35 protein-coding genes and 1 pseudogene are annotated in these 25,680 nt (G+C 35.0%); 13 read left to right on the top strand and 23 right to left on the bottom strand.

Annotated features, from left to right (window positions below):
• The first annotated feature begins 129 nt into the window (after positions 1 to 129).
• The 6 genes from msrA to TY13_RS11385 all read left to right on the top strand — a co-directional run bounded on the left by msrA (position 130) and on the right by TY13_RS11385 (position 3,193).
• On the top strand, positions 130 to 648 hold the full coding sequence (gene msrA / locus TY13_RS11410; RefSeq protein ID WP_042475685.1) for a peptide-methionine (S)-S-oxide reductase MsrA: 519 nt from the start codon (positions 130 to 132) through the stop codon (positions 646 to 648).
• Positions 649 to 673: 25 nt separating this feature from the next.
• The gene (locus TY13_RS11405; RefSeq protein ID WP_230199427.1) at positions 674 to 1,387 is read left to right on the top strand and encodes an AzlC family ABC transporter permease; all 714 of its coding nucleotides are present in this window, start codon (positions 674 to 676) and stop codon (positions 1,385 to 1,387) included.
• Positions 1,384 to 1,710 (top strand): branched-chain amino acid transporter permease, encoded by a 327-nt coding sequence (locus TY13_RS11400; RefSeq protein ID WP_042475682.1) that lies wholly within the window; start codon positions 1,384 to 1,386, stop codon positions 1,708 to 1,710. Before TY13_RS11405 ends, TY13_RS11400 begins: the two co-directional genes overlap by 4 nt.
• Positions 1,711 to 1,850: 140 nt before the next feature.
• Positions 1,851 to 2,294: an SRPBCC family protein gene (locus TY13_RS11395; protein ID WP_042475680.1), complete on the top strand. Its 444-nt coding sequence runs from the start codon at positions 1,851 to 1,853 to the stop codon at positions 2,292 to 2,294.
• Between the two features lie 59 nt (positions 2,295 to 2,353).
• Positions 2,354 to 2,656, top strand: coding sequence for a hypothetical protein (locus tag TY13_RS11390; protein WP_042475676.1), 303 nt, complete (start codon positions 2,354 to 2,356; stop codon positions 2,654 to 2,656).
• A 36-nt stretch (positions 2,657 to 2,692) separates the two neighbouring features.
• Complete coding sequence (locus tag TY13_RS11385; protein WP_042475674.1) at positions 2,693 to 3,193, top strand: hypothetical protein; 501 nt, start codon at positions 2,693 to 2,695, stop codon at positions 3,191 to 3,193.
• A 277-nt stretch (positions 3,194 to 3,470) separates the two neighbouring features.
• Here the strand turns inward: TY13_RS11385 and recQ are convergent, their stop codons facing one another.
• The 3 genes from recQ to TY13_RS11370 all read right to left on the bottom strand — a co-directional run bounded on the left by recQ (position 3,471) and on the right by TY13_RS11370 (position 6,843).
• The gene (recQ, locus tag TY13_RS11380; RefSeq protein WP_042475924.1) at positions 3,471 to 5,240 is read right to left on the bottom strand and encodes a DNA helicase RecQ; all 1,770 of its coding nucleotides are present in this window, start codon (positions 5,238 to 5,240) and stop codon (positions 3,471 to 3,473) included.
• Positions 5,241 to 5,271: 31 nt separating this feature from the next.
• Entirely contained in the window at positions 5,272 to 6,126 is an 855-nt protein-coding gene (locus TY13_RS11375) for a hydroxymethylglutaryl-CoA lyase (RefSeq protein ID WP_042475672.1), read from the bottom strand.
• Between the two features lie 177 nt (positions 6,127 to 6,303).
• Complete coding sequence (locus TY13_RS11370; RefSeq protein ID WP_230199426.1) at positions 6,304 to 6,843, bottom strand: GNAT family N-acetyltransferase; 540 nt, start codon at positions 6,841 to 6,843, stop codon at positions 6,304 to 6,306.
• Between the two features lie 291 nt (positions 6,844 to 7,134).
• On the opposite strand from TY13_RS11370, the gene TY13_RS11365 reads away from it, so the two are divergent.
• The 5 genes from TY13_RS11365 to TY13_RS11345 all read left to right on the top strand — a co-directional run bounded on the left by TY13_RS11365 (position 7,135) and on the right by TY13_RS11345 (position 11,846).
• Positions 7,135 to 8,739 carry an ABC-F family ATP-binding cassette domain-containing protein gene (locus TY13_RS11365; protein ID WP_042475667.1) on the top strand — a complete coding sequence of 535 codons (1,605 nt, stop codon included), beginning with the start codon at positions 7,135 to 7,137 and terminating at the stop codon, positions 8,737 to 8,739.
• A gap of 423 nt (positions 8,740 to 9,162) precedes the next feature.
• Complete coding sequence (locus TY13_RS11360; RefSeq protein ID WP_042475664.1) at positions 9,163 to 9,450, top strand: hypothetical protein; 288 nt, start codon at positions 9,163 to 9,165, stop codon at positions 9,448 to 9,450.
• A 370-nt stretch (positions 9,451 to 9,820) separates the two neighbouring features.
• The gene (locus tag TY13_RS11355; RefSeq protein ID WP_042475923.1) at positions 9,821 to 10,033 is read left to right on the top strand and encodes a hypothetical protein; all 213 of its coding nucleotides are present in this window, start codon (positions 9,821 to 9,823) and stop codon (positions 10,031 to 10,033) included.
• Between the two features lie 122 nt (positions 10,034 to 10,155).
• The gene (locus TY13_RS11350; RefSeq protein WP_042475661.1) at positions 10,156 to 10,773 is read left to right on the top strand and encodes a hypothetical protein; all 618 of its coding nucleotides are present in this window, start codon (positions 10,156 to 10,158) and stop codon (positions 10,771 to 10,773) included.
• Between the two features lie 308 nt (positions 10,774 to 11,081).
• A complete protein-coding gene (locus tag TY13_RS11345) occupies positions 11,082 to 11,846 on the top strand; it encodes a class I SAM-dependent methyltransferase (RefSeq protein ID WP_042475658.1) in 765 nt (254 codons plus the stop codon).
• A gap of 86 nt (positions 11,847 to 11,932) precedes the next feature.
• Here TY13_RS11345 and TY13_RS11340 read toward each other — a convergent pair whose 3' ends face one another.
• The 14 genes and pseudogenes from TY13_RS11340 to TY13_RS11275 all read right to left on the bottom strand — a co-directional run bounded on the left by TY13_RS11340 (position 11,933) and on the right by TY13_RS11275 (position 21,255).
• Complete coding sequence (locus TY13_RS11340; protein ID WP_042475654.1) at positions 11,933 to 12,415, bottom strand: SRPBCC family protein; 483 nt, start codon at positions 12,413 to 12,415, stop codon at positions 11,933 to 11,935.
• Positions 12,416 to 12,526: 111 nt separating this feature from the next.
• Entirely contained in the window at positions 12,527 to 12,727 is a 201-nt protein-coding gene (locus TY13_RS11335; RefSeq protein ID WP_004230088.1) for a cold-shock protein, read from the bottom strand.
• 247 nt (positions 12,728 to 12,974) lie between these two features.
• The gene (locus TY13_RS11330) at positions 12,975 to 13,259 is read right to left on the bottom strand and encodes a DUF1033 family protein (protein WP_326583934.1); all 285 of its coding nucleotides are present in this window, start codon (positions 13,257 to 13,259) and stop codon (positions 12,975 to 12,977) included.
• Between the two features lie 67 nt (positions 13,260 to 13,326).
• Positions 13,327 to 13,971, bottom strand: a pseudogene (locus TY13_RS11325) (HAD family hydrolase).
• A 13-nt stretch (positions 13,972 to 13,984) separates the two neighbouring features.
• Entirely contained in the window at positions 13,985 to 14,608 is a 624-nt protein-coding gene (locus TY13_RS11320) for an NUDIX hydrolase (RefSeq protein WP_042475647.1), read from the bottom strand.
• Between the two features lie 133 nt (positions 14,609 to 14,741).
• A complete protein-coding gene (locus TY13_RS11315; RefSeq protein ID WP_042475643.1) occupies positions 14,742 to 15,122 on the bottom strand; it encodes a hypothetical protein in 381 nt (126 codons plus the stop codon).
• 10 nt (positions 15,123 to 15,132) lie between these two features.
• Entirely contained in the window at positions 15,133 to 15,549 is a 417-nt protein-coding gene (locus TY13_RS11310; protein ID WP_042475641.1) for a hypothetical protein, read from the bottom strand.
• Between the two features lie 199 nt (positions 15,550 to 15,748).
• Positions 15,749 to 16,162 (bottom strand): VOC family protein, encoded by a 414-nt coding sequence (locus TY13_RS11305; RefSeq protein WP_042475919.1) that lies wholly within the window; start codon positions 16,160 to 16,162, stop codon positions 15,749 to 15,751.
• 94 nt (positions 16,163 to 16,256) lie between these two features.
• The gene (locus tag TY13_RS11300; RefSeq protein WP_042475639.1) at positions 16,257 to 16,724 is read right to left on the bottom strand and encodes a hypothetical protein; all 468 of its coding nucleotides are present in this window, start codon (positions 16,722 to 16,724) and stop codon (positions 16,257 to 16,259) included.
• Positions 16,725 to 16,998: 274 nt separating this feature from the next.
• Positions 16,999 to 18,489, bottom strand: coding sequence for an ATP-binding cassette domain-containing protein (locus tag TY13_RS11295; RefSeq protein WP_042475636.1), 1,491 nt, complete (start codon positions 18,487 to 18,489; stop codon positions 16,999 to 17,001).
• A 382-nt stretch (positions 18,490 to 18,871) separates the two neighbouring features.
• On the bottom strand, positions 18,872 to 19,306 hold the full coding sequence (locus TY13_RS11290) for a hypothetical protein (RefSeq protein ID WP_042475635.1): 435 nt from the start codon (positions 19,304 to 19,306) through the stop codon (positions 18,872 to 18,874).
• Between the two features lie 48 nt (positions 19,307 to 19,354).
• Positions 19,355 to 19,804: an NUDIX hydrolase gene (locus TY13_RS11285; RefSeq protein ID WP_042475631.1), complete on the bottom strand. Its 450-nt coding sequence runs from the start codon at positions 19,802 to 19,804 to the stop codon at positions 19,355 to 19,357.
• Between the two features lie 139 nt (positions 19,805 to 19,943).
• Complete coding sequence (locus tag TY13_RS11280; RefSeq protein WP_042475630.1) at positions 19,944 to 20,615, bottom strand: RluA family pseudouridine synthase; 672 nt, start codon at positions 20,613 to 20,615, stop codon at positions 19,944 to 19,946.
• A 208-nt stretch (positions 20,616 to 20,823) separates the two neighbouring features.
• Positions 20,824 to 21,255, bottom strand: a complete 432-nt coding sequence (locus tag TY13_RS11275) for a hypothetical protein (protein WP_154661591.1) — start codon at positions 21,253 to 21,255, stop codon at positions 20,824 to 20,826.
• A gap of 143 nt (positions 21,256 to 21,398) precedes the next feature.
• Between TY13_RS11275 and TY13_RS11270 the strand changes: the two genes are divergently transcribed.
• The gene (locus TY13_RS11270) at positions 21,399 to 21,866 is read left to right on the top strand and encodes a DUF2691 family protein (RefSeq protein ID WP_042475624.1); all 468 of its coding nucleotides are present in this window, start codon (positions 21,399 to 21,401) and stop codon (positions 21,864 to 21,866) included.
• A 47-nt stretch (positions 21,867 to 21,913) separates the two neighbouring features.
• Positions 21,914 to 22,177 carry a hypothetical protein gene (locus TY13_RS11265; RefSeq protein ID WP_042475622.1) on the top strand — a complete coding sequence of 88 codons (264 nt, stop codon included), beginning with the start codon at positions 21,914 to 21,916 and terminating at the stop codon, positions 22,175 to 22,177.
• 56 nt (positions 22,178 to 22,233) lie between these two features.
• Here TY13_RS11265 and TY13_RS11260 read toward each other — a convergent pair whose 3' ends face one another.
• The 6 genes from TY13_RS11260 to TY13_RS11230 form a co-directional block, all read right to left on the bottom strand.
• The gene (locus TY13_RS11260) at positions 22,234 to 22,887 is read right to left on the bottom strand and encodes a YesK family protein (RefSeq protein WP_052344313.1); all 654 of its coding nucleotides are present in this window, start codon (positions 22,885 to 22,887) and stop codon (positions 22,234 to 22,236) included.
• Positions 22,888 to 22,904: 17 nt separating this feature from the next.
• Positions 22,905 to 23,396: a hypothetical protein gene (locus TY13_RS11255; RefSeq protein ID WP_042475619.1), complete on the bottom strand. Its 492-nt coding sequence runs from the start codon at positions 23,394 to 23,396 to the stop codon at positions 22,905 to 22,907.
• 4 nt (positions 23,397 to 23,400) lie between these two features.
• Positions 23,401 to 23,892, bottom strand: coding sequence for an RNA polymerase sigma factor (locus tag TY13_RS11250; protein ID WP_042475617.1), 492 nt, complete (start codon positions 23,890 to 23,892; stop codon positions 23,401 to 23,403).
• Between the two features lie 131 nt (positions 23,893 to 24,023).
• Positions 24,024 to 24,569 (bottom strand): hypothetical protein, encoded by a 546-nt coding sequence (locus TY13_RS11245; RefSeq protein WP_042475615.1) that lies wholly within the window; start codon positions 24,567 to 24,569, stop codon positions 24,024 to 24,026.
• Positions 24,569 to 25,117 (bottom strand): NUDIX hydrolase, encoded by a 549-nt coding sequence (locus TY13_RS11240; protein ID WP_042475613.1) that lies wholly within the window; start codon positions 25,115 to 25,117, stop codon positions 24,569 to 24,571. Before TY13_RS11240 ends, TY13_RS11245 begins: the two co-directional genes overlap by 1 nt.
• A 229-nt stretch (positions 25,118 to 25,346) precedes the next feature.
• Positions 25,347 to 25,634, bottom strand: a complete 288-nt coding sequence (locus TY13_RS11230) for a hypothetical protein (protein ID WP_042475609.1) — start codon at positions 25,632 to 25,634, stop codon at positions 25,347 to 25,349.
• Between the last annotated feature and the right edge of the window lie 46 nt (positions 25,635 to 25,680).

The following is a 25,680-nucleotide window of genomic DNA, read 5'->3' as shown; positions in this document are numbered from 1 at the left end:
ATGCTTATAGAACAAATTACTAGTGAAGATTCACTTTATTAGACGTTTTATTTTGAAGAAAGTTCAAGGGCTTGTCCAAACTTTTTCGTGCATGATACAATACAGGCTAATGATTAAGGAGGAATAACGATGGAAAAAGCAACATTTGCAGGCGGCTGCTTCTGGTGTATGGTAAAGCCTTTTGACCAATGGGACGGCATACATAAAGTAACAAGTGGCTATATGGGTGGCCATATTGAAAACCCAACATATGAGGATGTCAAAGGTGGCGAGTCTGGTCATTTAGAGGTTGTACAAATTGACTTTGACCCTAGCATATTTAGCTATGAACAGCTTCTGGAAATCTATTGGATGCAGATTGATCCAACAGATGCTGGTGGTCAATTTCACGATCGTGGCGAATCTTATTCAACTGCGATTTTTATTCATAGCGAAGAACAACGTGCGCAGGCTGAAAAATCGAAGGAGGCCCTGGCAGCAAGCGGTCGCTTCAAAAAACCAATCGTAACAGCAATTAGAGAAGCCGCCACTTTTTATGTAGCTGAGGATTATCATCAAGATTACTATAAAAAAGAGTCAGCACATTACAAAGAAGATCGCGCAAAATCGGGACGAGATGAATTTATCGAGGCCCATTGGCAAAAATGATGTAAAATTAAAGGATGTGGGAAATTTGAACGACATCAGTTCAACACGTGCTGCGCTAAAATTTGCGTTTCCACAAACGATACCTATTTTAGCCGGCTTTCTATTTTTAGGCATCGCCTACGGAATTTTTATGAATTCTTTAGGCTTTCATGCCATTTACCCAATTTTGATGAGCCTCTTTATTTTTGCAGGCTCCATGGAGTTTGTAGCAGCAAATTTACTGCTTATTTCCTTTAATCCACTTAGCGCCTTTTTCCTAACGCTGATGGTGAATGCAAGACATTTATTTTATGGTATTTCCATGTTAGACAAATATGGTCAGCTTGGGCATAAAAAATGGTATCTCATTTTTGGGATGTGTGATGAGTCTTTTGCGATTAATAGCACGTTGAATATTCCGAATAATCTTGATAAGGGAAAAGTTATGCTATTTGTTACATTACTCAACCAAATTTATTGGGTAGTTGGTGCAACAATTGGTGGCGTTTTCGGCTCGCTTATTACCTTCAATACAGAAGGTTTAGAATTTGTTATGACAGCGCTGTTTATCGTTATTTTCTTAGAGCATTGGATTAATACAAAGCAGCATCATAGCGCATTATTAGGGCTTATACTATCCGCTATCTGTTTAGCTATTTTCGGTGGTGAACGCTTTATTGTTCCTGCAATGCTGGCGATTTTAGGAGTTTTAACACTTCTTCGTCCATCATTACAAAAGGAAAAGAGGGCTGCACTATGACGATTACACAGCAAATAATAACTGTTGGTGTAGTGGTGCTTGGAACAATGTTAACGCGTTTTTTACCGTTTTTCATTTTTCCAGCAAATAAGCCCACCCCTGTCTACATACAATACCTTGGCAAAGTTCTACCTGCTGCCGTTATCGGCTTGCTCGTTATTTATTGTTTTAAAGATGTTAGCTTTATATCTGGACAGCATGGCCTGCCAGAAATTTTAGGTGTACTAGTTGTTGTCACTTTGCATCTTTGGAAAAGAAATATGCTGCTATCCATTGCAGCAGGTACATGTTTTTATATGGCTCTCGTACAATTTGTCTTCTAGATGGAGTATATGTGAAAACCGTTTGTATATTTCTTTTAAAAGGTATTTTATGTTTATAAAGCCGTTACTGTTTAAAAGCTCAAATATTTACCCTATACTTAGAAATACTATTAAAAATATCGAAAGAGAGCTGATTTAATATCGATACTCAAGTAACGACCAAATTAAAAATATGCAAGTCTGCTAATGAAGTATTTGAGGCTATCGTAGACCCCGTGAAAATCGGAAACTTTTGGTTCTCATCGAGCTCTGAGCGATGGGAGCAAGGTAAATTAATTACATTAATATATGAAGAATACAACGCCAAAGGGACTATTAATATTTTAGAAATTGAAGTAAATAAGAAAATTGTTTATTCTTGGGGAGGAGAACATGACCAAGAAACAATTGTTACAATTACATTCAATGAATTAGATAGCACAACTACCATTATTGAAGTAAATGAATCTGGCTTCCAAGAAGATGATTCTGAAATAGTAAGTAAAATGATGGGGCAAAAAGAAGGCTGGGTATACGCCTTAACTTGTTTAAAAGGTTATTTAGAGAATGGCATTACTGATTTGAGGGCGTCATTAATCCATTAATTGTTCGTATATGATAAATAATTTTGGTGATAAAAATACTTTAAAGGAGCGTGTTTAAAATGAAGCTTTTTGACCCTAATATAAAGCTTATTTTAAGCGCCCAAAGAGCTCTTTACCGTTCAGTTACTAAAAATACAAAAGCCGTCTATGCTAAAATTGACAATCAACATTTTATTTGGAAGGCTTTTTTTGATGAAGAGCCTACAGAAGATGAAAAAGATTTATTAAGCACTGCTGCGACAGAAATTATCGCAGATTTTCCTGAAATCACTTCATGTGAGGAGCATTATATTCACCATCCCACCCGAATAAATTCCAAAGATGAAATTTATTACAACTGGCCTTATACGAGATTTGACTAACGAAAATGAATGAAGCCACATGATGGAGGATTACATATGAAAAAGCTATTTGCATTATTTGCTTTCATTACTATTTTAGTAGGCTGTCAAGCAAAGGACGAAATGGCCGTAACCCTTCCTGATGAAATGCCTACAGATTTCAATTTTAAAGTGCAATTTGGTATAGGTACAAAAAATATAATTGATACGTACGAAAATACTGTAACAAAGGATTTAATTTCGGATGGCACTGCCTCTACTCCCTTCCAGTTTACCGAGGAGGAAATGACTTTTATCTACAATGAAATGAAAGAAAGCGATGTTGGTGCTACAAAAAAGCTTATCCCGAAATCAAATTGTGGTATGGAACCTTATAGTGAGGATATTTGGCATATTACAATTAATGGACAAACGATTGACTATGAACTTACTGATCGCTATTGTAAATTAACAAAGGATGCGGAGGAGCTTCTGGCATTACGAGAAAAGATTTTTTCCATTGTTCGCAGCAAGCCTGAATATCAGGACTTACCTGAGCCAAGAGGTGGCTATGAATAAAAGGTATTATATCTAACTTCACCCTTTCCTCTGTATCACATCAGTTGTCTGTCAAAGCGCTTTCCCCAGACATCAGTCGTGATATAGGAATAATTACTTTAGCTTTTAAAGAGGTTTCACCTGCAACAAAAGCTTTTATCAATCTTTTAATTGAAAAGGAACCTTACATCTAGATAGCTCACTTTTATACAACTTTATTCCAAACCTATAGAAAGGACTGTCTTAAAATCACTTTTAAGACAGTCCCAATATATTAGTTTACATAATAATATTATCTTCAAACATTAGCAGTCTCAAATGCTGCAATTGCTTCAATAAACTGTGCACCGTATTTTTCAAGCTTGCTTTCCCCTACACCGTTAATCGCTAAAAATTCTGCAGCATTTTGCGGGCGTTTGGCACACATATCATGCAATGTTTTGTCCGAAAACACAACAAATGGGGGCACGCCCTCCTGCTTAGCGATTGCCATGCGCACTGTGCGAAGCTCCTCAAATAATGGGTCTTTATCATGCACAACCTGTTGCACAACGGCTTGTCTGCGGTAAACGCGCACCTTGCCTAACAACACTTCTTTACCACGTTCTGCGACAAATATCGTTGGAAATTGACCGTTACTTACCGCAATTAATTGCTCGGCAATTAAAAATTCAATAAAGTTCGCAATCTCTTTTGCTGACATCGCCTTTAAAATACCGTATGTCGGCAATTTTTCAAAACGAAATTCGGTTACCTTTTTATTGCGGGATCCTGCAAGCACTTGCGCTGTTATTGTTTTACCGAATTTTTGCCCCATACGTACGATGCAGGATAACACCTTTTGCGCATCCTCCGTCACATCCTCTTTTGGACGTGTATCGGCACAATTATTACATTGCCCACAAGTATCCGTATTATCCTCACCAAAGTATTGAATAATATAACTTTGTAAGCAGTTTTCCGTATGACAATAATCAACCATTTGCTGGAGCTTTGTTAACTCAAGTGGAATACGCGAGCGATCCTGTGCTTGATCGATTAAAAAGCGCTGTGTTTGCTCATCACTTGAGGCATATAATAAAATGCATTCACTTGGCAAGCCATCTCGCCCTGCTCGTCCCGCCTCCTGATAATAGCTTTCCATATTGCGGGGCATTTGATAATGTAGTACAAATCGAACGTTCGTTTTATTTATCCCCATTCCAAATGCATTTGTCGCTATCATCACCTGCGCCTCATCCTGTAAAAAACGATTTTGCTCATCCGCGCGTGATACTTCATCCATACCACCATGATACCTCGCTACACGCACTCCCATTTTTTTCAACTGTTCATATAGTGCATCAACCGATTTTCTTGTCGCAGCATAAATAATACCTGCCTCGGTTTTATTGTTTTTAATAAACTCTTTGACATAAGCATCTTTACTAATGCCTGATTGCACAGCAAAACGTAAATTACTTCTTGCAAAGCCTGTAATAAACGTATGCTTGTCCTCAATAGCTAACATCGAACGAATATCTTCACAAACTGTAGGCGTCGCTGTTGCAGTTAAGGCAATAACCGTTGGGCGCTTAGACCATAGCTGTAAAACATTTTGGATATTGCGATAACTTGGTCTAAAATCATGTCCCCAGTGCGAAATACAATGTGCCTCATCGACAGCTATAAGTGGCACTTTAATCGTCGCTAATGTTTGACAGAAATAATCATTATCTAAGCGTTCTGGTGCAATATATAGCATTTTTATTCTGCCATTGCGCACATCCCGCAAAACATCCTGCACTTCCTCCATCGATTGCGAGCTATTTAAAAAGGCAGCAGGCACACCGCTTGCGACAAGCATATCGACTTGATCCTTCATCAAGGAAATAAGCGGTGAAATAACGAGCGTTGTCCCTTCTAAAGAAAGCGCTGGAATTTGATAGCATAACGACTTCCCACCACCAGTAGGCATCACGACTAATGTATCGATTCCATCTAATACCTGCGTAATTGCCCGCTCCTGACCTATACGAAATGATTCATAACCAAAATATGTTTGTAAATGCTGTTTTGCTATTTGCATCTTCAAAACTTTCAACAAGCCCCCTTTTAGTTTACATAATAATTTTATGTGCAAATTTACTTGCAACTAGCAGCTTCTCTTCATCAATTCCTGTTGCAATGTCCATTTTATGCATAAGCTCCACTAGCTTATTTGTTGATATATTGCCTGTTGCTCCAGGAGAAAACGGACAGCCTCCCAACCCTCCAACAGAGCTATCAAACGCTGTAATCCCTGCCTGTAGCGCGGCAATTGTATTGGCGTAGGCAAAACCGTTCGTATCGTGGAAATGTGCTATAAATTTAATAGTCGGATAATCTTCTCGTAATTTTGTAAAGCGTTCATAGACTATTTTTGGCGTTGCTTGACCATTCGTATCCCCAATCGAAATTTCATCAACACCATGCTGGGCAAAATGACTTACGACACGTGCTACTTGTTCGTAAGAAATGGCGCCTTCATACGGACAACTAAAGCACATCGACACATAGCCACGCACAAATAAATTATGCTTTTTAGCCACTTTAAACATTTCCTCACATTCCTGCAAAGAATCCGCAATAGAGCGTCTAATATTGCGCTCATTAAAGGTTTCACTCGCACCAACAAAAACCGCAATTTGCTGTACCCCTGCTTCTAGCGCAAGATCTAACGCCTTCATATTTGGTGTTAACACAAGAAAATCAATGCCTAAATTTTTCGAGAAAGTGACAATTTCTTGTGCATCCGCCATTTGTGGTACTGCTTTTGGATGTACAAATGAAGCTGTTTCAATGCGCTTTATACCTGTTTTTACAAGCTGTTCAATAAGCTCCTTTTTTTGCTCTGTCGGCACAAAATGCGCTTCATTTTGCAAACCATCTCTTGGCCCTACTTCTGTAATTTCAATTATCTTTGGAAAGTACATACTATCTCCCACCCCTTGTTCCACATATACTATTACCTTACCTGAAATTGGGCTGAATGAAAAGTAGGCTGGCACGCTACTTTTGTTGAAGGGTTTTCCGTTCTAAAAGGTCTGATTTCTTTTAAAAGGTAAAACACTAACGTTAGTTTTAAATAAAAGAAAGGCACTCCATAATTATTAGAGAGCCCTTGTTTCATTGAATACAGCATTCGTCATATTACATTCCATCAAGTTTAGTTCATCGTTAATTTCTTTAATCTTCTTAAAACCACACTTCTCGTAGCTTTTTATTGCCCTAATATTGTTTTTCTTCACTTCTAAAATAACTTTTGAGACACCTTTATTTCTAAGATAATTTAACATCAATAGTATCATTGATGTACCTATCCCTTTGCCCCATAGCTCCGTTTCTCCAATAAATTGGTCGATTCCGTATATATTTCGATTTGAAGTAAAGCCGTATTCTTCCGATTTATCCCTTTGAATTTCATAATATTGTATATAACCTAATGGTCGACTTTTATACTCTACAATACATGAAGTAACATAATGCTTCCCTTCAATCCTAGGACCGTACTTTGCCTTCACCTTATCAAGATTTGAAGTTGGTTCTTCGTAAAATTTCAATACTTCTGGATCATTTAGCCATTTAACCATTACATCGAAATCGTTATGGTGCATAAGTCTAATAAGCAGGCCGTCTTTTTCAATCATCATTATCTTCACCTTCATTCTTTACTATTTAGGATTTAACAATGAAAAATAGTTAAATTTTCTTCTCTCTTCATGTTGCTTCTCACTGTAATTCCTCATTTCATTACCAACTCACTCTGTAAGTTAATCATATATTTCCAGCAAATTCTACTCACGAAATAATTTTTATATTGTGGTCATTTGCACTTCTTCGTTTCTTTTATTCTCAAGCTGTGCGATACGTGCTATAATAGAAAGTATTGTGTACAAATAAGAGCTTTGTGCTCACTGTTTAATTTGAAGGAGGAAACTTACATGATTCAAGTAAGTGGTGTTGGTTTACGTTATGGTGATCGTAAACTATTCGAAGACGTAAATATTAAATTCACACCTGGTAACTGTTACGGTTTAATCGGTGCGAACGGTGCTGGGAAATCGACATTTTTAAAAATTTTAGCTGGTGATATCGAGACACAAGAAGGCCATGTATCAATGGGCAAAGACGAGCGTCTGTCGGTATTAAAGCAAAATCACTTTGAGTACGATGAATATACAGTTTTAGATACTGTTATTATGGGAAATAAACGCCTTTACGCAGTAATGAAGGAAAAAGATGCGATTTACGCAAAAGAAGAATTTTCAGATGAAGATGGCATGCGCGCAGCCGAGCTTGAAGGCGAATTCGCTGAAATGAACGGTTGGGTAGCAGAATCAGATGCTGCAACGCTATTAAACGGTCTAGGAATTGGCGATGATATTCACTATTCGAAAATGGCCGATTTAGAAGGTGCTGATAAAGTTAAAGTATTACTTGCGCAAGCTTTATTCGGTGAGCCAGACGTATTATTACTGGATGAGCCTACCAACCACCTTGACTTAAAAGCAATCCAATGGTTAGAAGAGTTTTTAATCAACTTTGAACATACAGTAATCGTTGTATCGCATGACCGTCACTTCTTAAATAAAGTATGTACGCATATTGCGGACCTTGACTTTGGTAAAATCCAGCTATACGTTGGTAACTACGATTTCTGGTACGAATCAAGCCAGTTAGCACAAAAAATGATGTCTGACCAAAATGCGAAAAAAGAAGAAAAAATTAAAGAATTAAAAGAGTTCATCGCTCGTTTCTCTGCGAACGCATCGAAATCGAAGCAAGCAACTTCACGTAAAAAAATGTTAGACAAAATCGAATTAGATGATATTCGTCCATCTAGTCGTAAATATCCGTTCATCAACTTCCAAATCGGACGCGAAATCGGTAACGACGTGCTAACAGTAGAAGGTCTATCAGCTTCATTAGACGGCGAGGTATTATTTAAAGATATTCGCTTCTCAATGAATAAAGAGGACAAAATTGTCTTCCTAGGTAGTCCAAATGCTAAAACAGCATTATTTGATATTTTAACTGAAAATGCGCAGCCAGACAGCGGTACATTCAAATGGGGTGTCACAACATCTCAAAGCTATTTTGAAAATGACCATGATAAATATTTCACTGGCTCTGAAAAAACATTAGTTGATTGGTTACGCCAATATTCACCAGAAGACGAAACAGAAAGCTTCTTACGCGGCTTCCTAGGTCGTATGCTATTCTCAGGTGAAGAAGTGAAGAAATCCCCTTCTGTTTTATCAGGAGGAGAAAAAGTTCGCTGCATGCTTTCAAAAATGATGCTAGCAAACTCAAACGTCTTAGTTTTAGACGAGCCAACGAACCATTTAGACCTTGAATCAATTCAAGCACTAAACGAAGGCTTAATTCGCTTCAAAGGCGCGATGTTATTCACATCACATGACCACCAATTCATTCAAACAATTGCCAACCGCGTAATCGAAATCCGCGAAGACGGTACGATTTTAGATAAGCAATTATCTTATGATGAGTTCCTTGAGTGGAAGGAAGCGCAAGGGTTGAACTAATTCATGTAATAAGCATTAAAATTGTTGAAATAGCTATAATTGATGTGCCCAATATCAAACTGTTCTTTCGACATATCAAACATGCTGTTATAAGATAGAAATGCGAGACTTCTCTTACAATGAGAAGTCTCTTTTGTATGAGGGCAATCAAGTCAAGCTATGTTGATGGCTACCCTTTATTTTTGAAGAGAAAAGTATTCGACTGGAAAATCTGCCCCGTTAAATCCACTCAACTTTTCTGAGAACACTTCACTTCCATATTGACTGGAAAAGCGCTTTTAACACCCTTATCCTACCTTTAATGACACGCTCCTTTTTTCAATAGGGACACTTAACAGACAAAAGAAAAAACCATTTTTAATAAAGTGGATTTTCTCTTTCAATTTAACATATTATTTATCATCACCTTTTAGGAGGCATCTCATGACAAACTCCTATTTTGTCAAATCGTCAATACTTGTTTTAGGAGTAATAGGAATCTTTTTAACTCTGCTTCTTTTTGTAAAAAATGAATCCTCTTTAGCTGACCAGTCTTCCGAAAATGAACTTAAGCAAATTTACGCTGAAGAATTTTCAGCTAAATTACAAAACACGAACTTTACTTCTGAGGTTTTACAAGCCATAAGAGAAAAAGGCTATGAACCGGTAGACTCACTTGGATTTTTGGTAGATTCCCCCAAAAAAACAAGTAATCGCTGTTTATTTGAATAACATAGATCAGATAGACGAAAAAGTTGTAAAAGATATCCAAGACATTGTAAATATCGTTTCCAAGAACAACCATTTTCATCCATTTACTGTTGAAGTACAAATTTCGGGAAACCATAACCTTTCTTAATCCTCTATCACTATACGAATTACGTCATTCTTTTCACCATAAAAAAAGAGTAGCAAAGTATTAAATGCCACTCTTTTTATTTTGAAGTCACATAATTTTTCAAGATAAATATAAAACAACTAGACTTGTATACAATGCAACATCTAGTAGTACATGGACAGTTGATTTCCGCTAAGATGATTCGGTTTTTTGTGCCCCCTTATTAAATTCCTCATATACTTACAAAAAGGAGGCATTTTCATCATCATGTGGCAACATAAAATACAGTATCTCATTGGTCAGCCAATCGGTGTTTCATTTGTTAATGGGCAAGGAGCTTCAGGAGTGCTATGTGGTATCTCGAATAATAAGCTACTTGTAATTGAGTATATGTATCATAGTCAATTTGCTTTAAAGCAATATGATGTGCAAACGATTCAAGATATTTACCCCTTCCCTGCATGCTCACAGCGTTAAAATGCTAATCTTGGTCGAGAGATAATTTTATAGGCAGCTGCAAAAGCATATATCCCTACTATGTTTACCACCTTCGCTAAAGTGGTAAATATAAAAAAAACAATCAATAGGAAGTGATAAAAATGCGTTACTTCTTTTTGCTATGTGTAGCTCTCTTTTTAGTTAGCTGCTCAAATAATCAAGCAGAGCCAACGAAACCTGCTGAAAATTCACCTAAAATAGATCAGCAAGAAAATGAGCTGCAATTATATTTTAAAGAGGATGCTTCAACTGCCTTTTTTGAAGGTGAAGGTAATGAATTTGCAAGTTATACAGAGCAAACATTTTGGCTAGCACCCAATTACGTGCATATTCAGGTGGATAATGGTGGTGCAATTATAAATAAAATTTATCGTATTACAAACGAAGCAATTGAGTTGGTGTTTCGTGAGGTAGAGGGAGTAAAGCAATTTGATATCGCTGCGCTCGATACGTATCCTGTTATAACAACGATTTTAAAAATGCCTCTTGAGGTAGGCCAATCTGAGGGCAATTGGACTATTGCAGAAATCGATGCACAAATTGACACACCTTATCGCTCCTTTGATCATGCGGTTGTTATTGTAACAAAGGATAAAGATACGACAGAATCAAACTATTATGTACGTGGTTATGGATTAGTGAAAAGCGTTACGGAAATGGTTGATGGTGATGAAACATATGTCGTTACGTCAACATTAAAGCAGCTTGATGTAAAATAGCAATTTTCACCTTGTATCCATCCAATAAAAAAATGCTTAAATCAAGGTTCGTCCTTTGGTTTAAGCATCTTTTTAATTTTTTATTATCCATCTAACTCTTTGCTTCTTGCTAATATCCTGTCATTTCTTCACGTGTCAATAGCACACACTATATTTATTGAATTTTCAATACATGATATAATACATATATTATTTTGAAAGGTGTGATTCAAATGAGAAATACAAATATTTTCTATCGATTATGTGCAGGTGAAGCAAAATAACGGGACAATGATATTTTGCTTCTATATTCAAGGAGGAGCAAATGAATGAAAGAGCTATTTGAAAATAATTTTGAGAAATATGAAAACCCTGAGAAATATGATGAAATGTATGGTAACTATCAAGATGATTTGTTATATATATTGGAATATGCAAGTGGAATTGAGAAACCTATCATTGAGCTTGCTTGCGGCACAGGCAGATTAACAATTCCCATGGCTAAAAGTGGGTTAAATATGGTTGGAATAGATTTACATGGTGGGATGCTAAACCGCGCAAAACAGAAAGCAGCGCAGGAACAATTAACTATTAATTTTGAACAACAAGATTGTACAGCGTTAGATTTAGCTTTTAAATCGCCATTGATTTTTATGACTGGTAATTCATTTCAACACTTTTTAACAAACCCAAGCCAAGATTTATTATTTCATTCAGTAAAAAAGCATTTATTACCAAAGGGACAATTTATATTTGATACACGAAATCCTAATATAGCTGAATTATCAGTCGTCAATGAGTATGAAGAATCTTATGTAAATAATGATAATCAAACTGTATTGGAAAAGCATTTTGAAGAGTACAATCATGACACTCAAATTTTATACTGTGTGACGGAGACTGAGATTATCGAAAGTGGGCAATTAATTCACACAGCAAAAGATTCAATCTCACTTCGCTATGTTTTTCCATTGGAGCTTCATCGATTATTAGAGTCGCATGGCTTTGAACTAATAAATTTATACGGTTCTTGGAAGAAGGATGCGTTTACAAAAGATAGTATTTCTATGGTTGTCCATTGTCAATTAAAATAAAAATTAATCACGTTAGCTAGACAAAAAAGTATTAGCAAAATCGCTAATACTTTTTTCGTTTTATGGAAAAATGAATAGAGGTACTCTTATATCCCCGCAAGCAATTCCTTATACTTCTCATAATACTGCTGCCAATCTTCCATCGGGAATTCCTGCTCTCCCGCCCCTTGCAGAACACCATCAAATAGCTGCAAGCATATATGCCAACCAGCTAAATCCTTTGGCGTATGTTCCGTCAACTCTTGAATCGTTTCTGTTAAAGTTAAGACCGTTCCTGTATCTACAGGCTGTAATTCGAATCGCACATGGTCATTGCCCCATTCGAAGGCGAATGCTTTTTGCTCCACATAATCGGTAACTTTCATTTCAATCAGAGCATCTGTGCCATCCAGCATATGAAAGTTCATTTTCCCATTTTTACGCGCATCAACGATCTCTAAATTGCGCATCCAATGCTTTAAATGATGATTTTCTGTTAATACAGCCCATACTTGCTGAGCATTATATGACAGCCGACGTTCAAACTGGGCAATTATGTGATTTTGTTGCTGTGAAATTGTAGCAAGCATTGTTTAGCCTCCTTTTTCATATATTTCTTATCATAATATAGAGCACGAAAAAAAGCACTTCCCATAATGAGAAGTGCTTTGGATTAACGAGTTTAAGTTTAATTCTAAGAATTAAAGTTTAGTTACGTTAGCAGCTTGTGGTCCGCGGTTGCCATCTACAACTTCGAATTCCACTTTTTGACCTTCGTCAAGAGTTTTGAAACCTTCGCCTTGGATTGCAGAGAAGTGTACGAATACGTCGTTTTCGCCTTCTACTTCGATGAATCCGAAGCCTTTTTCTGAGTTAAACCATTTTACTGTACCTTGTTTCATTTGAGAAAACCTCCAAAAAATAAAGTGAACAATATGGAATTGTTTACCGAAATAAAAATTCACATATTACAAAAAGTACCGACACTTACACACCGATCACTCTTTGTAATATGTGAATCCATTGTATCCGGTCAAGCAATTTTATTGTTATTTTAAGTATACCATGATTTTACACTATGTCAATTTATTTTCTTGATTTTTTTAAAAATTTTCCTTAATTTCTGTCAATTGCAGAAATCTCCTATATTTAATGCTTTATCATGATTAAACCATGATAAATTTGTGCATCTTCATCACAAGCTTCACAATATTCGCATTCATTATCAGTCCAAAAAGCAAAGTATTTTTCATGCTTCTCTGCTTCATTTTCGTATTGCGCTCGAAATTTAGCAAGCATTTCTTGAAAAGCTTGTTCTAATGCCTCTTCTGTTTCGAAAAAGTATGTCTCCTGAATTGTCTCTTCCCAGCCTTCAAACTGCCACCATGGCTCATAATCGGCCTTCATATAAATAATTTTGTACAGCTTAGACACCCTTTCATGCATTTCGGTAAGTGTTATTGTAATCGTATTACCTTACGATGTCTAATAAAAAGGTTTTTCACATTATCGAAGACAGGAAATGTTTAAAGTCCATTACATTATTTATAATGACTTGTGGTTGCTCTATAAACGTTTGGGGTTGGTAATCTGGTAGCCATTGAACACCAACCGTCAATACATGAGCCTGTAAGCCAGCCACAATATCTGCTTCACTATCACCTACAAAAATCGCCTAAGTATTGTCAACCTCTAAAAGATCTAAGACTTTCAGTAAGCCCTCCGGTGCAGGCTTTGGCTCCACTACATCATCACCTGTAATCATAACGTCAAATAATCCATCCATTGATAATTTTTTTAAGGAAATATCTAGACTCCTTTGTGCCTTACCTGTAAAAATGCCAATCTGTATACCTAATCCTTTCAAATGATACAATAGTTCTTGTATTTCAGTGTTTTGCTTCACAAAATCCGCGTGCGATTCCGAATATTTTTCATAAAAATATTCAATTGCGGCATTTTTATTCGAATTTTGAAGATTCTCTTGAATAATCCCTATTTCAGAAGGTCCAAACATCTTTACAATTTCATCTGCAGATAAACCTCTATTATCAAATTGTTTAAAAACACTTTGAAAAGCATAAAAACATATCGGTAATGTATTCGCTAGAGTGCCATCAAAATCAAATATTACTGCTTTTATAATAGTATCTTCCCCTTTAATCAAAATAAACCTCTTTATTTGGGTTACTCTGATATTCAAACATCAATTTTATTTGCTCTAGTGTATTTCTTCTGCTTGATAAACTTAAAGTCTCAATTTGTGGTAATTCAAAAAACGCCACATCATCCGTTTCTAAGCCAGAGCATATTTCTCCACTCACTATGTTACATTGAATAAATATTTTATAAATATAAGAAAACTCTGGCGCAAGATTATGCTTATATTTATCCATAATAGCCAATATTTTCGTTGGTTCTACTGTTAATCCAGCCTCTTCTTGCACCTCTTTCACTGCAACCTCTCCTGGAGATAAGCCTATATCAGCCCATCCTCCTGGTAAAGCCCAACTATTATCGCTCTTTTCCTTTACTAATAATAATTGTTGCTGTGAATTAAATACAACGCAGCGAATATCAGTTTTTGGCGTAGCATAACCCTCTTCCGCAGAAAAAATCACATTAATTTCTTCATGATTGAGCGTAGTTAATTTTTCTATTAATTTTTTCGTAATTGTTTCTAACTCTATGTATCTTTCTTCATCATATGGGTCCTTTGTATATGCTAAACCTGTCTGTGTGATACCTCTCATTTGATTTAATATTTTTAAAATTTCTTTCATTAAAGTCACTCCTTTATATAATTTTAACACTTCTCCTGTTATTGCTATAATCGATTAGCCCTGGGCTTTTTGAAATAAAAAACACAAGCAATTCGCAAAGTACTGCTTGTGCTTTTAAGGTCTTACTCCGTTATCACTTTACATCTAACTGTAACGTTTCAGATTTACCATCCCACTCAATCTTTATTTCTGCCTCATTACCTTTGTCTATCAAAGCTGTTGCACTACCGCAGCCTTTTCCAAAGTTTAATACACCATATTGATCTAAAACACCTGTTCCGCCCATTTCTAAGTTAGAATTGTTCGTTACACTGTATTTCACTTCTTTTGGGTAAGGTTCCTCTCCTAAATATTTTATAGCTCCAGTATGACATTCCATTCCTTCTGCTTTATCGAAAGTAAGATCGAGTTTTACTTCCCAATCATTATTTTTGGCACTATACTGTGCTCCTTGTGTCATACAGCCACTTAAAATAACAAAGCAGCTTGCCATAATAAAAAGCTTTTTCTTCATATAAATCCTCCTACAAAATTTTGTTAGCCCCTTTTTTAGAGGCGCTAAACAAACTTAGTAAAAATGTAAAGCCTGCTATTAAGGGGAAAAATTCTCTTTTCATAATAAAAAAATTAAGGTTTTTGGGCATGGGGATATTTGGTATAGTTAAAGTCATTGGAAAATATAGCGCTATAATTGTACAAGGTATAGTTATTGCTAAAAACAAAGCTAAATTTAATTGAGGTCGCCAAGATTGAATTACAATAATCGCTAAATAACACCCAATTATAAAGTACATAAAAATTTGGAATGAATAAAGTTTCATAGGATCAAAGGATTCTCTGGCCTTTTGTTCAAATACACTTTGAAAATGTTGGAATATGAATAGTAAAAATAGCAATCCAATCATCCATACAATATAGCGTATATAGTGACCTTTTTTCATAATTTCCACCTCTTTATCCAATTTATTAATATTATTATAATATGGAAAAGGTTTTCACACCATTTATATTTTGTAATTTTCGAAAAACTCCAAAAATAAAAAGACCGTACAAAATTGATTTTTCACTCACTACGTCTATTTGAAAGAGCATAAAAGCTTGGAAATAGGATAATTTCCAAGCTTTTATTAGTGCATTTACTTATATGCCATTTGAATTCATCAATACAATGCGCCAACCATCAGGATCCTCAATTGTAGTGCCTAATTCATTCCAATACGGATTCTCAGGCGGTACAGAAGCATATCCCATTGCATTTAATCTATTTGTAATTTTTTGTATTGCTTCAGTATCTGGTAAATAAAACACTAGCAAATTATCCTTTGTTGGAGCAGGACAGGGACTGCCATCAGCATGTTGGGTAAATTCTAAATGATAATCAAATCCCGGAAGTCCAATCATCACACCATCATACCCAGCATGCCCTTCAAAAGAACCAATTTTTTTTAATCCTAATCCCTCACAATAAAAGCTAACCACTTTGCTTAGTTGATTAGTTGGTCGCGCTATTCTTATTTGAGCAATTTTCATTTCATTAGGCCAATGTTCTTGCATCATCAAAGTCCTTTCTCTTCTACAAAATCACTAAATTAACTTTAGCAAAAAAGGGATTATAAAAAATCAGTAATTTGATTGATTTTGGGGGCAATTATTTTCGCCAAAGTTTAATACAGTTATTTTTATATTGACCTAAAAACGCTAGCTTCTCTACTGACAGGTTTTGAGGGTCTAGTCTTCTCATTTGATTCGAACTTACAGATTCCCCATGCCAAAGTGACCATAATTCAACCTTATCCTGCTCCTTCACATATTCCTGCAAATACCTCACTAGCTTTGTTAAATAATCTTCATTCACATTACCACGCAGTTCATAAATATAAGGTCTTTGAATTTGACCGCCTGTATCTTCTGGAAGTTGAAGGCATCTCACAACTTGAAATTGCTCTAACTTTGTCAAATCATCAATAATAATCACTTTATCTGGCAAATAAGGCACTGTAAAGTAAGGTACTGGTTCTGTAAGTTGCTCAAATGCCTCTTTTGTTATTTCTCGGAAGCCGCTATCCCCTGCCTCAGGCATTGGGGATTTGGAGGCTAAAAATCGATATAATGTCATTGTTTTACCCCTTTATCTTGATTCAGTAATTTACCTTTGTACCGAAAGCGAAGCGACAGGTACAAATACAGAAAACTCCTATCTCTACAGGTGGTGAAATGAACGGTATATTTTGTTTTCTATCGTTCAGTGGGTGTACAAACCGCACTGAGTGACCAACATCACGTTGGCCCAAACGCCCCGGCGAATGTCACAGATTTTTGAAGATAGGCCTGCACGATGCAGGTCAGTTAACCGTTGTCACACGACGTGACGGTTTTAGGTTAACTTCCGCTCATGAGCGAGCTCGAAAAAAATCTGGACTAGAGTTAGCCAAGGCGTAATTGATTAGCTTAATTTTCTTCGTCGCAATTGCATTGATATAGTACTCATTATGATCAATGCCAATCATCGTTGGTTGATATTTTTTTATTGCAGCAACTAATTGCTCAATAACCATCATATCAAGATGATTTGTTACCTCATCCCATGCCAAAAGCTCGTTTTTTCCTAACAACGCCTTTGCTAAAAATGCCTTTTTCGCCTGACCTGCGCTCCAAGTTGCACTTGTTTTATCGGTAAATTTTGAGCGCTCAATGCCTAATTGATACAGTACATGCCAATACTCTTCCCTCTCCTCTTTTGTGAGCTGGTCAATCATCGACAAATAATTTTCGTTATCATCATTTTTTTGATGAAAAATCGATATATCTTTAGGTAAATCAATGCGATAATCACCAACCGTTTCAAACTTTTCAATACCTAGAATAAATTTTAATAAAGTTGATTTCCCTACACCATTTTCACCTTCAATAAAAAACCGCTCATTTGGATAAATGTCAATCGTAATCGGCTTAAAAAGGGGTAGCCCATCCCGTACAATTGTAAAATCTCTAAAATACAATACCTGCTTTCGCGGATGCGACACATACATTTTCAGCTCAGGTGGTTTTTCAATATTATGGATTAGAGCAGATTTTTCTTCTATTAGAGCCTCTGTTCGCTTTTTTAACGCCTTTGATCTTTTCATATGCTTCGCAGCAATTTTTCTTGCAGCTGCATCATTCGTACTATTTTGCTTTTTTGTGCCCCAGTCACTTACACGCTTGGCAACGGTATCTAATCTCTTTATTTCATTTTTTAGCTTGTCATTTGTTTCTTCAGTTAATAAATCAGCATTTGCCTTTTCATATTTCCACGTAGTAATATCGCCCTTTATTACATCAATTGACTGTTTATTAATTGCTAGTACATGGTCAACAAATTCATTTAAAAAGCTTTCGTCATGGCTGCTGACAATAAAGCCTTTCTTACTTTTTAGATATTGTCCAACAATTTTTCTACCATGCAAATCTAAATTGTTTGTAGGCTCATCAATTAAAGGAAACGAATCTCTACTTAAAAATAACTCAATCAATAATATTTTTGTTTGTTCACCGCCACTTAAAATAGCGAACTGTTTATCTAAAATAGATACTGGCAAATCCATTAAGGCTAACTCTCTCTCAATTTGCCAACTCTCTACATCTTTAAAAAGCTCTAAAACGGTTAACTGTCCCTCTGGATACGAAGGAAAATATTTAAAATGCAAATTCGTTTGAATAGAGCCATCATATTCAAGCTCATTTAAAAGTAGCCTAAAGAAGGTCGTTTTTCCACGTCCATTTCTTCCTATTAGCCCTAATTTCCAATTGTCATTAATATTCAAATGCATATTTTTAAAAATAGGCTTTGTCATTGATAAGTATTTAAAAGTTAAATTTTTAATAATAATATTTTCTGTCATAGGAATGCCCACCTTTTATCCAAATATAAATAGGTGTATACGCGTAGACAAAAAAGTCCTTCTGAAATACACTTCAGAAGGATTAGAATTCAATATGTAATAAGCCTATTTTCGCACTTGAGAAATGGGCATACTAATCCTATTTTAATTGAAAATGCGTATACATTTTGCGTCTAAAATAGAATTATTTGATCATGTTCCATCCATCAACCTCTCGAAAATATTTGCATTAGTATATCATTGCCAAATTGGGATTTCAAGGGGAAATAACCTGTAATTCCTTTTGGAATTTTTTGATTTATTATTCTAAAATACTGCAAATTAATGCCCTGTTATAATCAAAAAATGCATCAAGTGCCATAATGGTTGCTAATATAACGATTTAATAGGATTCTCTCTGTCCTTGGCTATCGCTATTGCCAAAAATCAACATCATAAGCACACCTGCAACAATGAATCCAGTAAACTTTTGCAACAAATAAAGACTAAATACAAAAGAAAACGTCACTAACAAAATACTAACAATAATGTTTATCCATCTTTGTCCACCAGCATACTCATAGTGCCAATTGCGCTTTAAAGCAGGCTTTATCCAAAATAATGCAATTATAAGTAAACTTAAAAAAGAGGTAACATTTAAATAGAGTGTTTTATAAACTTCTCCATTAAACTGTTGACTTTGAATTAAGGCAATGACACTTTCAATAGAGCCTACCTCTAATTGCTGATATTTCATCATCGTCACCATACCTAAAATAATAAATAAAATGGAGAACACGGTTTTTATTGGTTGCATACGAAATGTTGCCATAACCATATAAATTCCTCCTTATTCTATTATTGAAAAGGTTCTTAATAAACAAATTCATTGGTTATCTTTATTCACCAAATGTATTGGCAGAGAGAATTGTTTAATAAGCTGAGGCAACTGTTGGATTATACTTGGCTTTAATTGGTTCAAGTCCTCTAAATCAATCCAATGAAATTGCTCTTCGGCCTCACTTGTATTTATTATTTCAGAATAATCAATAGTCCCTTTAAATACATAGATGAATTCATGTAAAGATTGATTGTTGAGTGTAAAGAAGTTTTCTATAATCGCTAATGTCTCAACATTTTTGAACGAGACACTCATTTCCTCAGCTATTTCACGTATGATTGCTTCCTCTGTTGTTTCGTGTAATTTTACACGCCGACCTGGAAGTGTCGTTATTCCATTTGAATATGTTGTACATAATATTTTGCCGTTATTTTCAATCCATGCAGCGACCCGTATGTTTAAAGTGCCTGTTGTTGTTTTGACTGTTAAATCCATTATATTTCTCCTTGTTTTAAACTTAAAGTCATGGAACTACACTCTATTCTAGAGATTTTTTAGTAACATTCATACTTTAATGAAACTGACTTTTCCTTAATATTGTCGAGCCATTACACCTTCTTCTATTAAAAATAAATTAGTTCCAAATATTCCACGGATACTGCTTAGGTGGTTCAGATATAACGGTAACGGATTCTTTTGTTACAGGATGGGTAAAGGATAATTCATGTGCCCATAGTGCTATTTGCTGTCCCTTTTTATTTATTTCTGATCCATATTTTTGATCCCCATAAAGTGGATGGCCAATTTGTTGGAATTGAACTCGAATTTGATGTGAGCGTCCTGTCTCTAATTGCACTCGTACTAATGTTAAATCGCTAGTTCTCTTGACAACACGATAATGGAGTATTGCCTTTTTGGCATCCTTGTAATTGGCTTTCCTAGCAAAGACAATATTTTTCTTTTGGTCCTTCCATAAATAATGAACAAGTGTATTTTCCTCCTTTTTCACTCGCCTTCGTACAACTGCCAAATAACCGCGCTCGATTTCTTGTTTTCTTAATAAGTCTGACATTCTTGAGGCTGCCTTAGAAGTTTTAGCAAAAACCATGGCACCACCTACAGGTCGATCTAAGCGATGAAGTAAGCTTAAATATACATTTCCAGGCTTATTATAGCGAATTTTAATATCCCGTTTTAATAATGTTAATAAATCGGGATCATTTGTTTCATCCTGCTGCACAGGAATATTTATTGGTTTCTCTACAATTATTAAATGATTATCTTCATACAAAATTGGTATGTGCATTTCTATCACCCTCACAAATTATGAAATCATTAACAATTATATAGTAAATCTTCCATATCATAAAGGTTTAAAGCTACTATTCATACAACTTGCTATTATACATAAGCTAAAAGTATAGCTTATATAGCTATCCTTTAAAAAATAAAAAATCTCCATTAAGCTTTTTTAATGCTTAATAGAAATTTCTCATAGACAATGTACTTAATTTTCAGTGGTTGCTAGCAGGTTTTGTAAAAACAAATAGCTGGAATGCTTTTTGGATAAACCAAAATATTACAGCAGCACTAGCGCCAGCAATACTAAAGCTAATAAAATCAGACCAATTCATATATTTTGATAGCATATTAAATGAATAAAATGCTCCACCTACAATCGCTCCACAAAGTAAATAGCTTAAAAAATTTAAAAAAACTTTTGTTACCTTTGCATCAATTAACCATGAAGCCAAAATTCCGACTGTAAAGTAGAGACTCGCTACAAATAATATATTTAATAAAACAAGGCCTATAAAGCTTATGTAAGATGTATTACTTGCCTGACTAGCTTCTGGTGTATACGCAAACCAAGCAGAGATGAAAGAAAAAAGAACCGTTGCAATAAGAGCAATTAGTATTTTCTGCAATAATAGACGTAGCATCATTTTCTCCTCCTGTTAGGTATTTCAATAATTCACCACGATTTCCTTAATTATAAGAAAAATTATATGTACATACTAGTATTTCATTCAAAATTGCTTACTTAGTATGGTAATATTATCTAAAATAATTATGGAGGATTGCAACATTGAATATAGGCATTACTTTTTTAATCCCCAATCAATGGGGGCGTTTTCTATATGATTTATTAAAACCCATTAATCTCTCAGCATTTCATTGGCAAATTGGTGCTGGCGAATCGTATATTATGAAAGATGGTGATATCGGGGGGGAGCTATATCCTAACGAAATGAGCTCCATTGAAGGCAACAAGCTAAAAGCTCGCATCGAAACAAATACGTATTATGTCATTTTTGCTGACTTAAAGGCTTTTCCTACGCTGCAAATGCGCACTATTAAAACATATGAGGATTTTGTAAAAAGTGATTGCGAATTGGCTTTAATCATTGTAGATTGTAGCTATGTATCCATTTATTGCAAGCAACAGACAATGCTTGAAACATTATATAATCACGCGCTCTACTGTGGATATGAAAATGTGCAATATGTTACAGAAGACAATGATACGAGAACTTTATTGTCTGTATGGGGCTAACCCCTTTGTCAATGTGGTAAATATAATAGTCAAGGAAGGTGTATTAAATGAAAATAACATTAATCCAACTATCTGAGCAGCAATCCATTACGATTCCTGAACAATGCCGCGCTTTATTAAAAAGCGGTGAAAAATTGACGATGGAAATAATAGAGGATCATCTACTCATTCGGCCTGTTGAAGATTTATATGATGAGTATACGTGGTTATTAGAATCTATGATTGCTAAAGGGCTTAGTGGGCAAGATTTGCTAGAAACATTCAAAGAGGCAGTTGGAAAAACGGGATATACTCTTTTTAAAAAAGAGTGATATCCCGCTATATTATATGACTGCAGCCTTTGGTATTTACTTTAGTTTTCAACACTTCACTTAATTCTTGGCTCGATAATTTCTCCATCTGCCGTTTTCACAACAAGTGGTTCCACGATTTTCGTCATACCTATTTCAATATAAGGTACTTTATCGGGATTTTCACCTTCTATAATATTTACGATTACCTCCGTATTACCGAATTTTTTAACGCTTTGAATTTGTAGCTTTTTCCCTTTATATTCTTCCCCTAAACGGATATGGATTTTCTTGCTTCCTTCTGAAATTCCAGCTATTGTATAATAACTATGCGGATAAGAATCTTTCACATCTAAATAGCCTTTATTCATTTCCCAATAATTTTGTGTAGTCGCAATAGTTCCCCCTGTTACAGCAAATAATAAAATAGGAACTACAATCAATACTATTTTATCTAATTTATTGAACGGTTTGTTATTCATACTTTTTGCGATGAATGGTGTAAGTAATCCGCCTAAAATGGCTACTCCAAAAATACATAATCCCAATATGCCATAGCCCATCCCTTCAAAACCGCCGATTTTGAAAATGCTATAAACAACAATGAAAACTCCTATAATGGCGGTAATGATGGATGCAATATAAATTTTCCCTATTTTTTTGGCAACGATAAGTGTAAATAAAAAAATTAATATCCCATAACTGAAGCCTAAAAAAAGCAATATAGTCAATGCCATCCCCTCCCCATCTATATAAAAATAGCGATAATTACATCTAAAAAGAATATAATTATAAAATCGAATAAAATAAGCAGCCATACCCATTTTTTATTAAAGAATGCAAAAGCGAACACGGTTAAAAAAATAATACTAGGAAAATAAAAGAAAAATACCGCACCTTTTATAAACTCTAAAGCTGCTTTACTAGATAGCTCCCAATTGTAAAAATGGAAGCTCGTAAATAGGATAAAGCTGATTAATGCTAGGCGAACTGCAAAAAACATGATTTTCAGACCTTGATGGAAATGAATTATTTTTTTTAAAGGCTTAATTTCCAGCTTGTCACTATCATGAAAATCGTTATAAACAATCGCTTTCATTTGTAGATTATCATAAAGCTTTTGGCACTCTCGGCATTCTTTCATATGCTCATGCACAATTTTTTGTGCCTCGTCTTCTAGCTCATCAAACATGACAATCAGCTCTTGTGACAGAATATGAATTTTGTTTGATTCATGCATTTATTTAACCCCTTTTCACCATCATTTTTCTTATTCGAAAAACTTTTGATTTAATCGTTGAAACAGGTATATTTAGTAGCTCACTAATTTCCTCATAATTATAGCCATAATGGAATTTTGCCAATAAAATCAATTGCTCCTGCCTCGATAAATCTTTTAAAGCAAAGTCAATCTCAGCATGCAAAAGAGCTTTAAATTCTGGTGTTTGATAATTAATTAGCAATTCCTCAATAATCGCTTCATCATTTAATAGTACAGGCTTTCTCTTTTTGTAATAGTCTAGCAAAGTATTTTTCGCAGATTTAATCAACCAGCTTTTTATATACGTAACTTCGATTAGTTTGGCAGGGTCTTTTAGTATTTTTGTAAAAAGCTCCTGAATTATATCCTCTGCAATTGCCTCATTTTTAGTAAGCTTTATTAAATAATTTTTTAAATATAGATAATGCTCTAAATAAATTGTTTCAACCAATTCAAATGGATCTTTACTCGTCATTTTGAGCCTCCGAAACTTATCCTCATTATTGAGACGATTTGAAATGATAAATCGTTGTATTGAAAAAAATCTTTTCAAAAAAAATGACCTCATTTTGAAAATGGAGTCATTTCTTCAAACTTGAACTTGTATTATTTATTTTCAGCCGCATCTACATAACGGCGAAATATCTCGCTACTCGCTAATTCTTCTGCGTTCTCTATATCTAATGCAATTGTGGAATTTTGACCAGATGCTAATATGGAACCATCTGACTGATTATAGGTGTTAAATATATAGTACTTACCTTCTTCAGGTAGCGCATCTCCTTCTGGAATGATATAAAGATTGCCCGCTTCATTTATTCCACCAAATTTCTCTAACGAAATTGGCTTATCTGTCGATCGTGTACCTTTTACATTTTCTATAACAGTTACTGAATAGTTTGTATATGGGCTTGTTACTTCCTTCAGTCCCACTTTTACAGGATGCTTGTATGTTGTTCCTTCCATTTTTTCTACATACGCAACAAAAACATTGTCTGCATGCCCTACAACAGCTTGGATATCCTTTGTATTAAAAGCATATTGTACTGGTAGAAAAGTCGTTTGTATTTCTCCCTGTTTGGTATTTTCTGCGCAACCTACAAGCATTACTAACAAGAACATCGCAACAACAACAATACGAAAACGCTGCATTAATTCCCTCCTAACCTACTTTTCGCCAAATAATAGGCAGTCACTGTAAATAGTTGGATGCTAATTTGATTATCTTTGAATAGCTTTTCAAATTCATCAAAATCAAATAACGCTACTTCGATTTCTTCTGTACTATCTAATTGCTGGTTACTATTTTGATAAGCATCTGTAATTAAAAAGGAAGCTACTTTATTTGTTTGAGTTGCTGGATTCACAAAAAACTCCCCTAGCTTTATAGGTGAAACATCTGAAGTGAAGCCTGTTTCCTCCCGAACCTCACGCAAAATACCTTCTTCTAGCGATTCACCTTGCTCGATTTTCCCTGCTGGAACTTCCAAGAAAAAATCATCTCCCGCGTAGCGATACTGCTTGACTAAGACAATTTTATTATCTCGTGTAATAACTACCGCATTCACCCAATCAACATATTCGTTTACATAGTAATCATTAATAACAAAGCCATTTGGCAGCACACACACATCTTTCCTCAAATTGCCGAAGTCGGTTTTATAAAGATACGTTGAGCTTTTCGTTGTCCATTTTTTCATAGTTCTCCCACTTTCGTTGCTATATCTTTTTATAACGATTTTTCAAGAATGTTCAGATTTACTTTTCTCTCGATAATTTTTAAATCTTGCTCTGTTAAAGATAGTAACAAATTATCGCCAAAGTCCTGTGAACTATATATTTCATTGCCAGCTACGTCCATAATATTTATTTGAAAGAAGGCTGTAATTTTGCTAACTGCAACTCCCGTACTATTGATTATTTTTTCTTTCATATCATTTGTTTTTTCATCGTTAAAATTGTTAAATTATCACAATCTGTATGTATGTGATGCTCTTCGCTTGAATTTAAAAAAGCTTTTATACCGCAGCTAGAATATCTCTTATCTCCATATATAGTATCCTCTGTCCAATATTTAAAAGCCACTTTACTACCTTTTTCTAAAAAATAACCTGTGAAAGCTTTCCACGCCTCTTCTATCTGAGTGTTTCTCTCATTATATTTTTCCTCAGAATCATACTTGTTACTTGTATCTAGTCTAAAATTGTATGATGACATTGTCTTAACCTCCTAAAATTTTCTACCAAATAATTTGTATCGCTAG

The sequence above is a fragment of the Bacillus ndiopicus genome (genome assembly GCF_000612805.1).
GTDB classification, from domain to species: Bacteria; Bacillota; Bacilli; order Bacillales_A; family Planococcaceae; genus Metasolibacillus; species Metasolibacillus ndiopicus.
The sequence above is the reverse complement of the archived record's forward strand: the minus strand, read 5'-3'. Positions and strand labels throughout refer to the sequence as shown.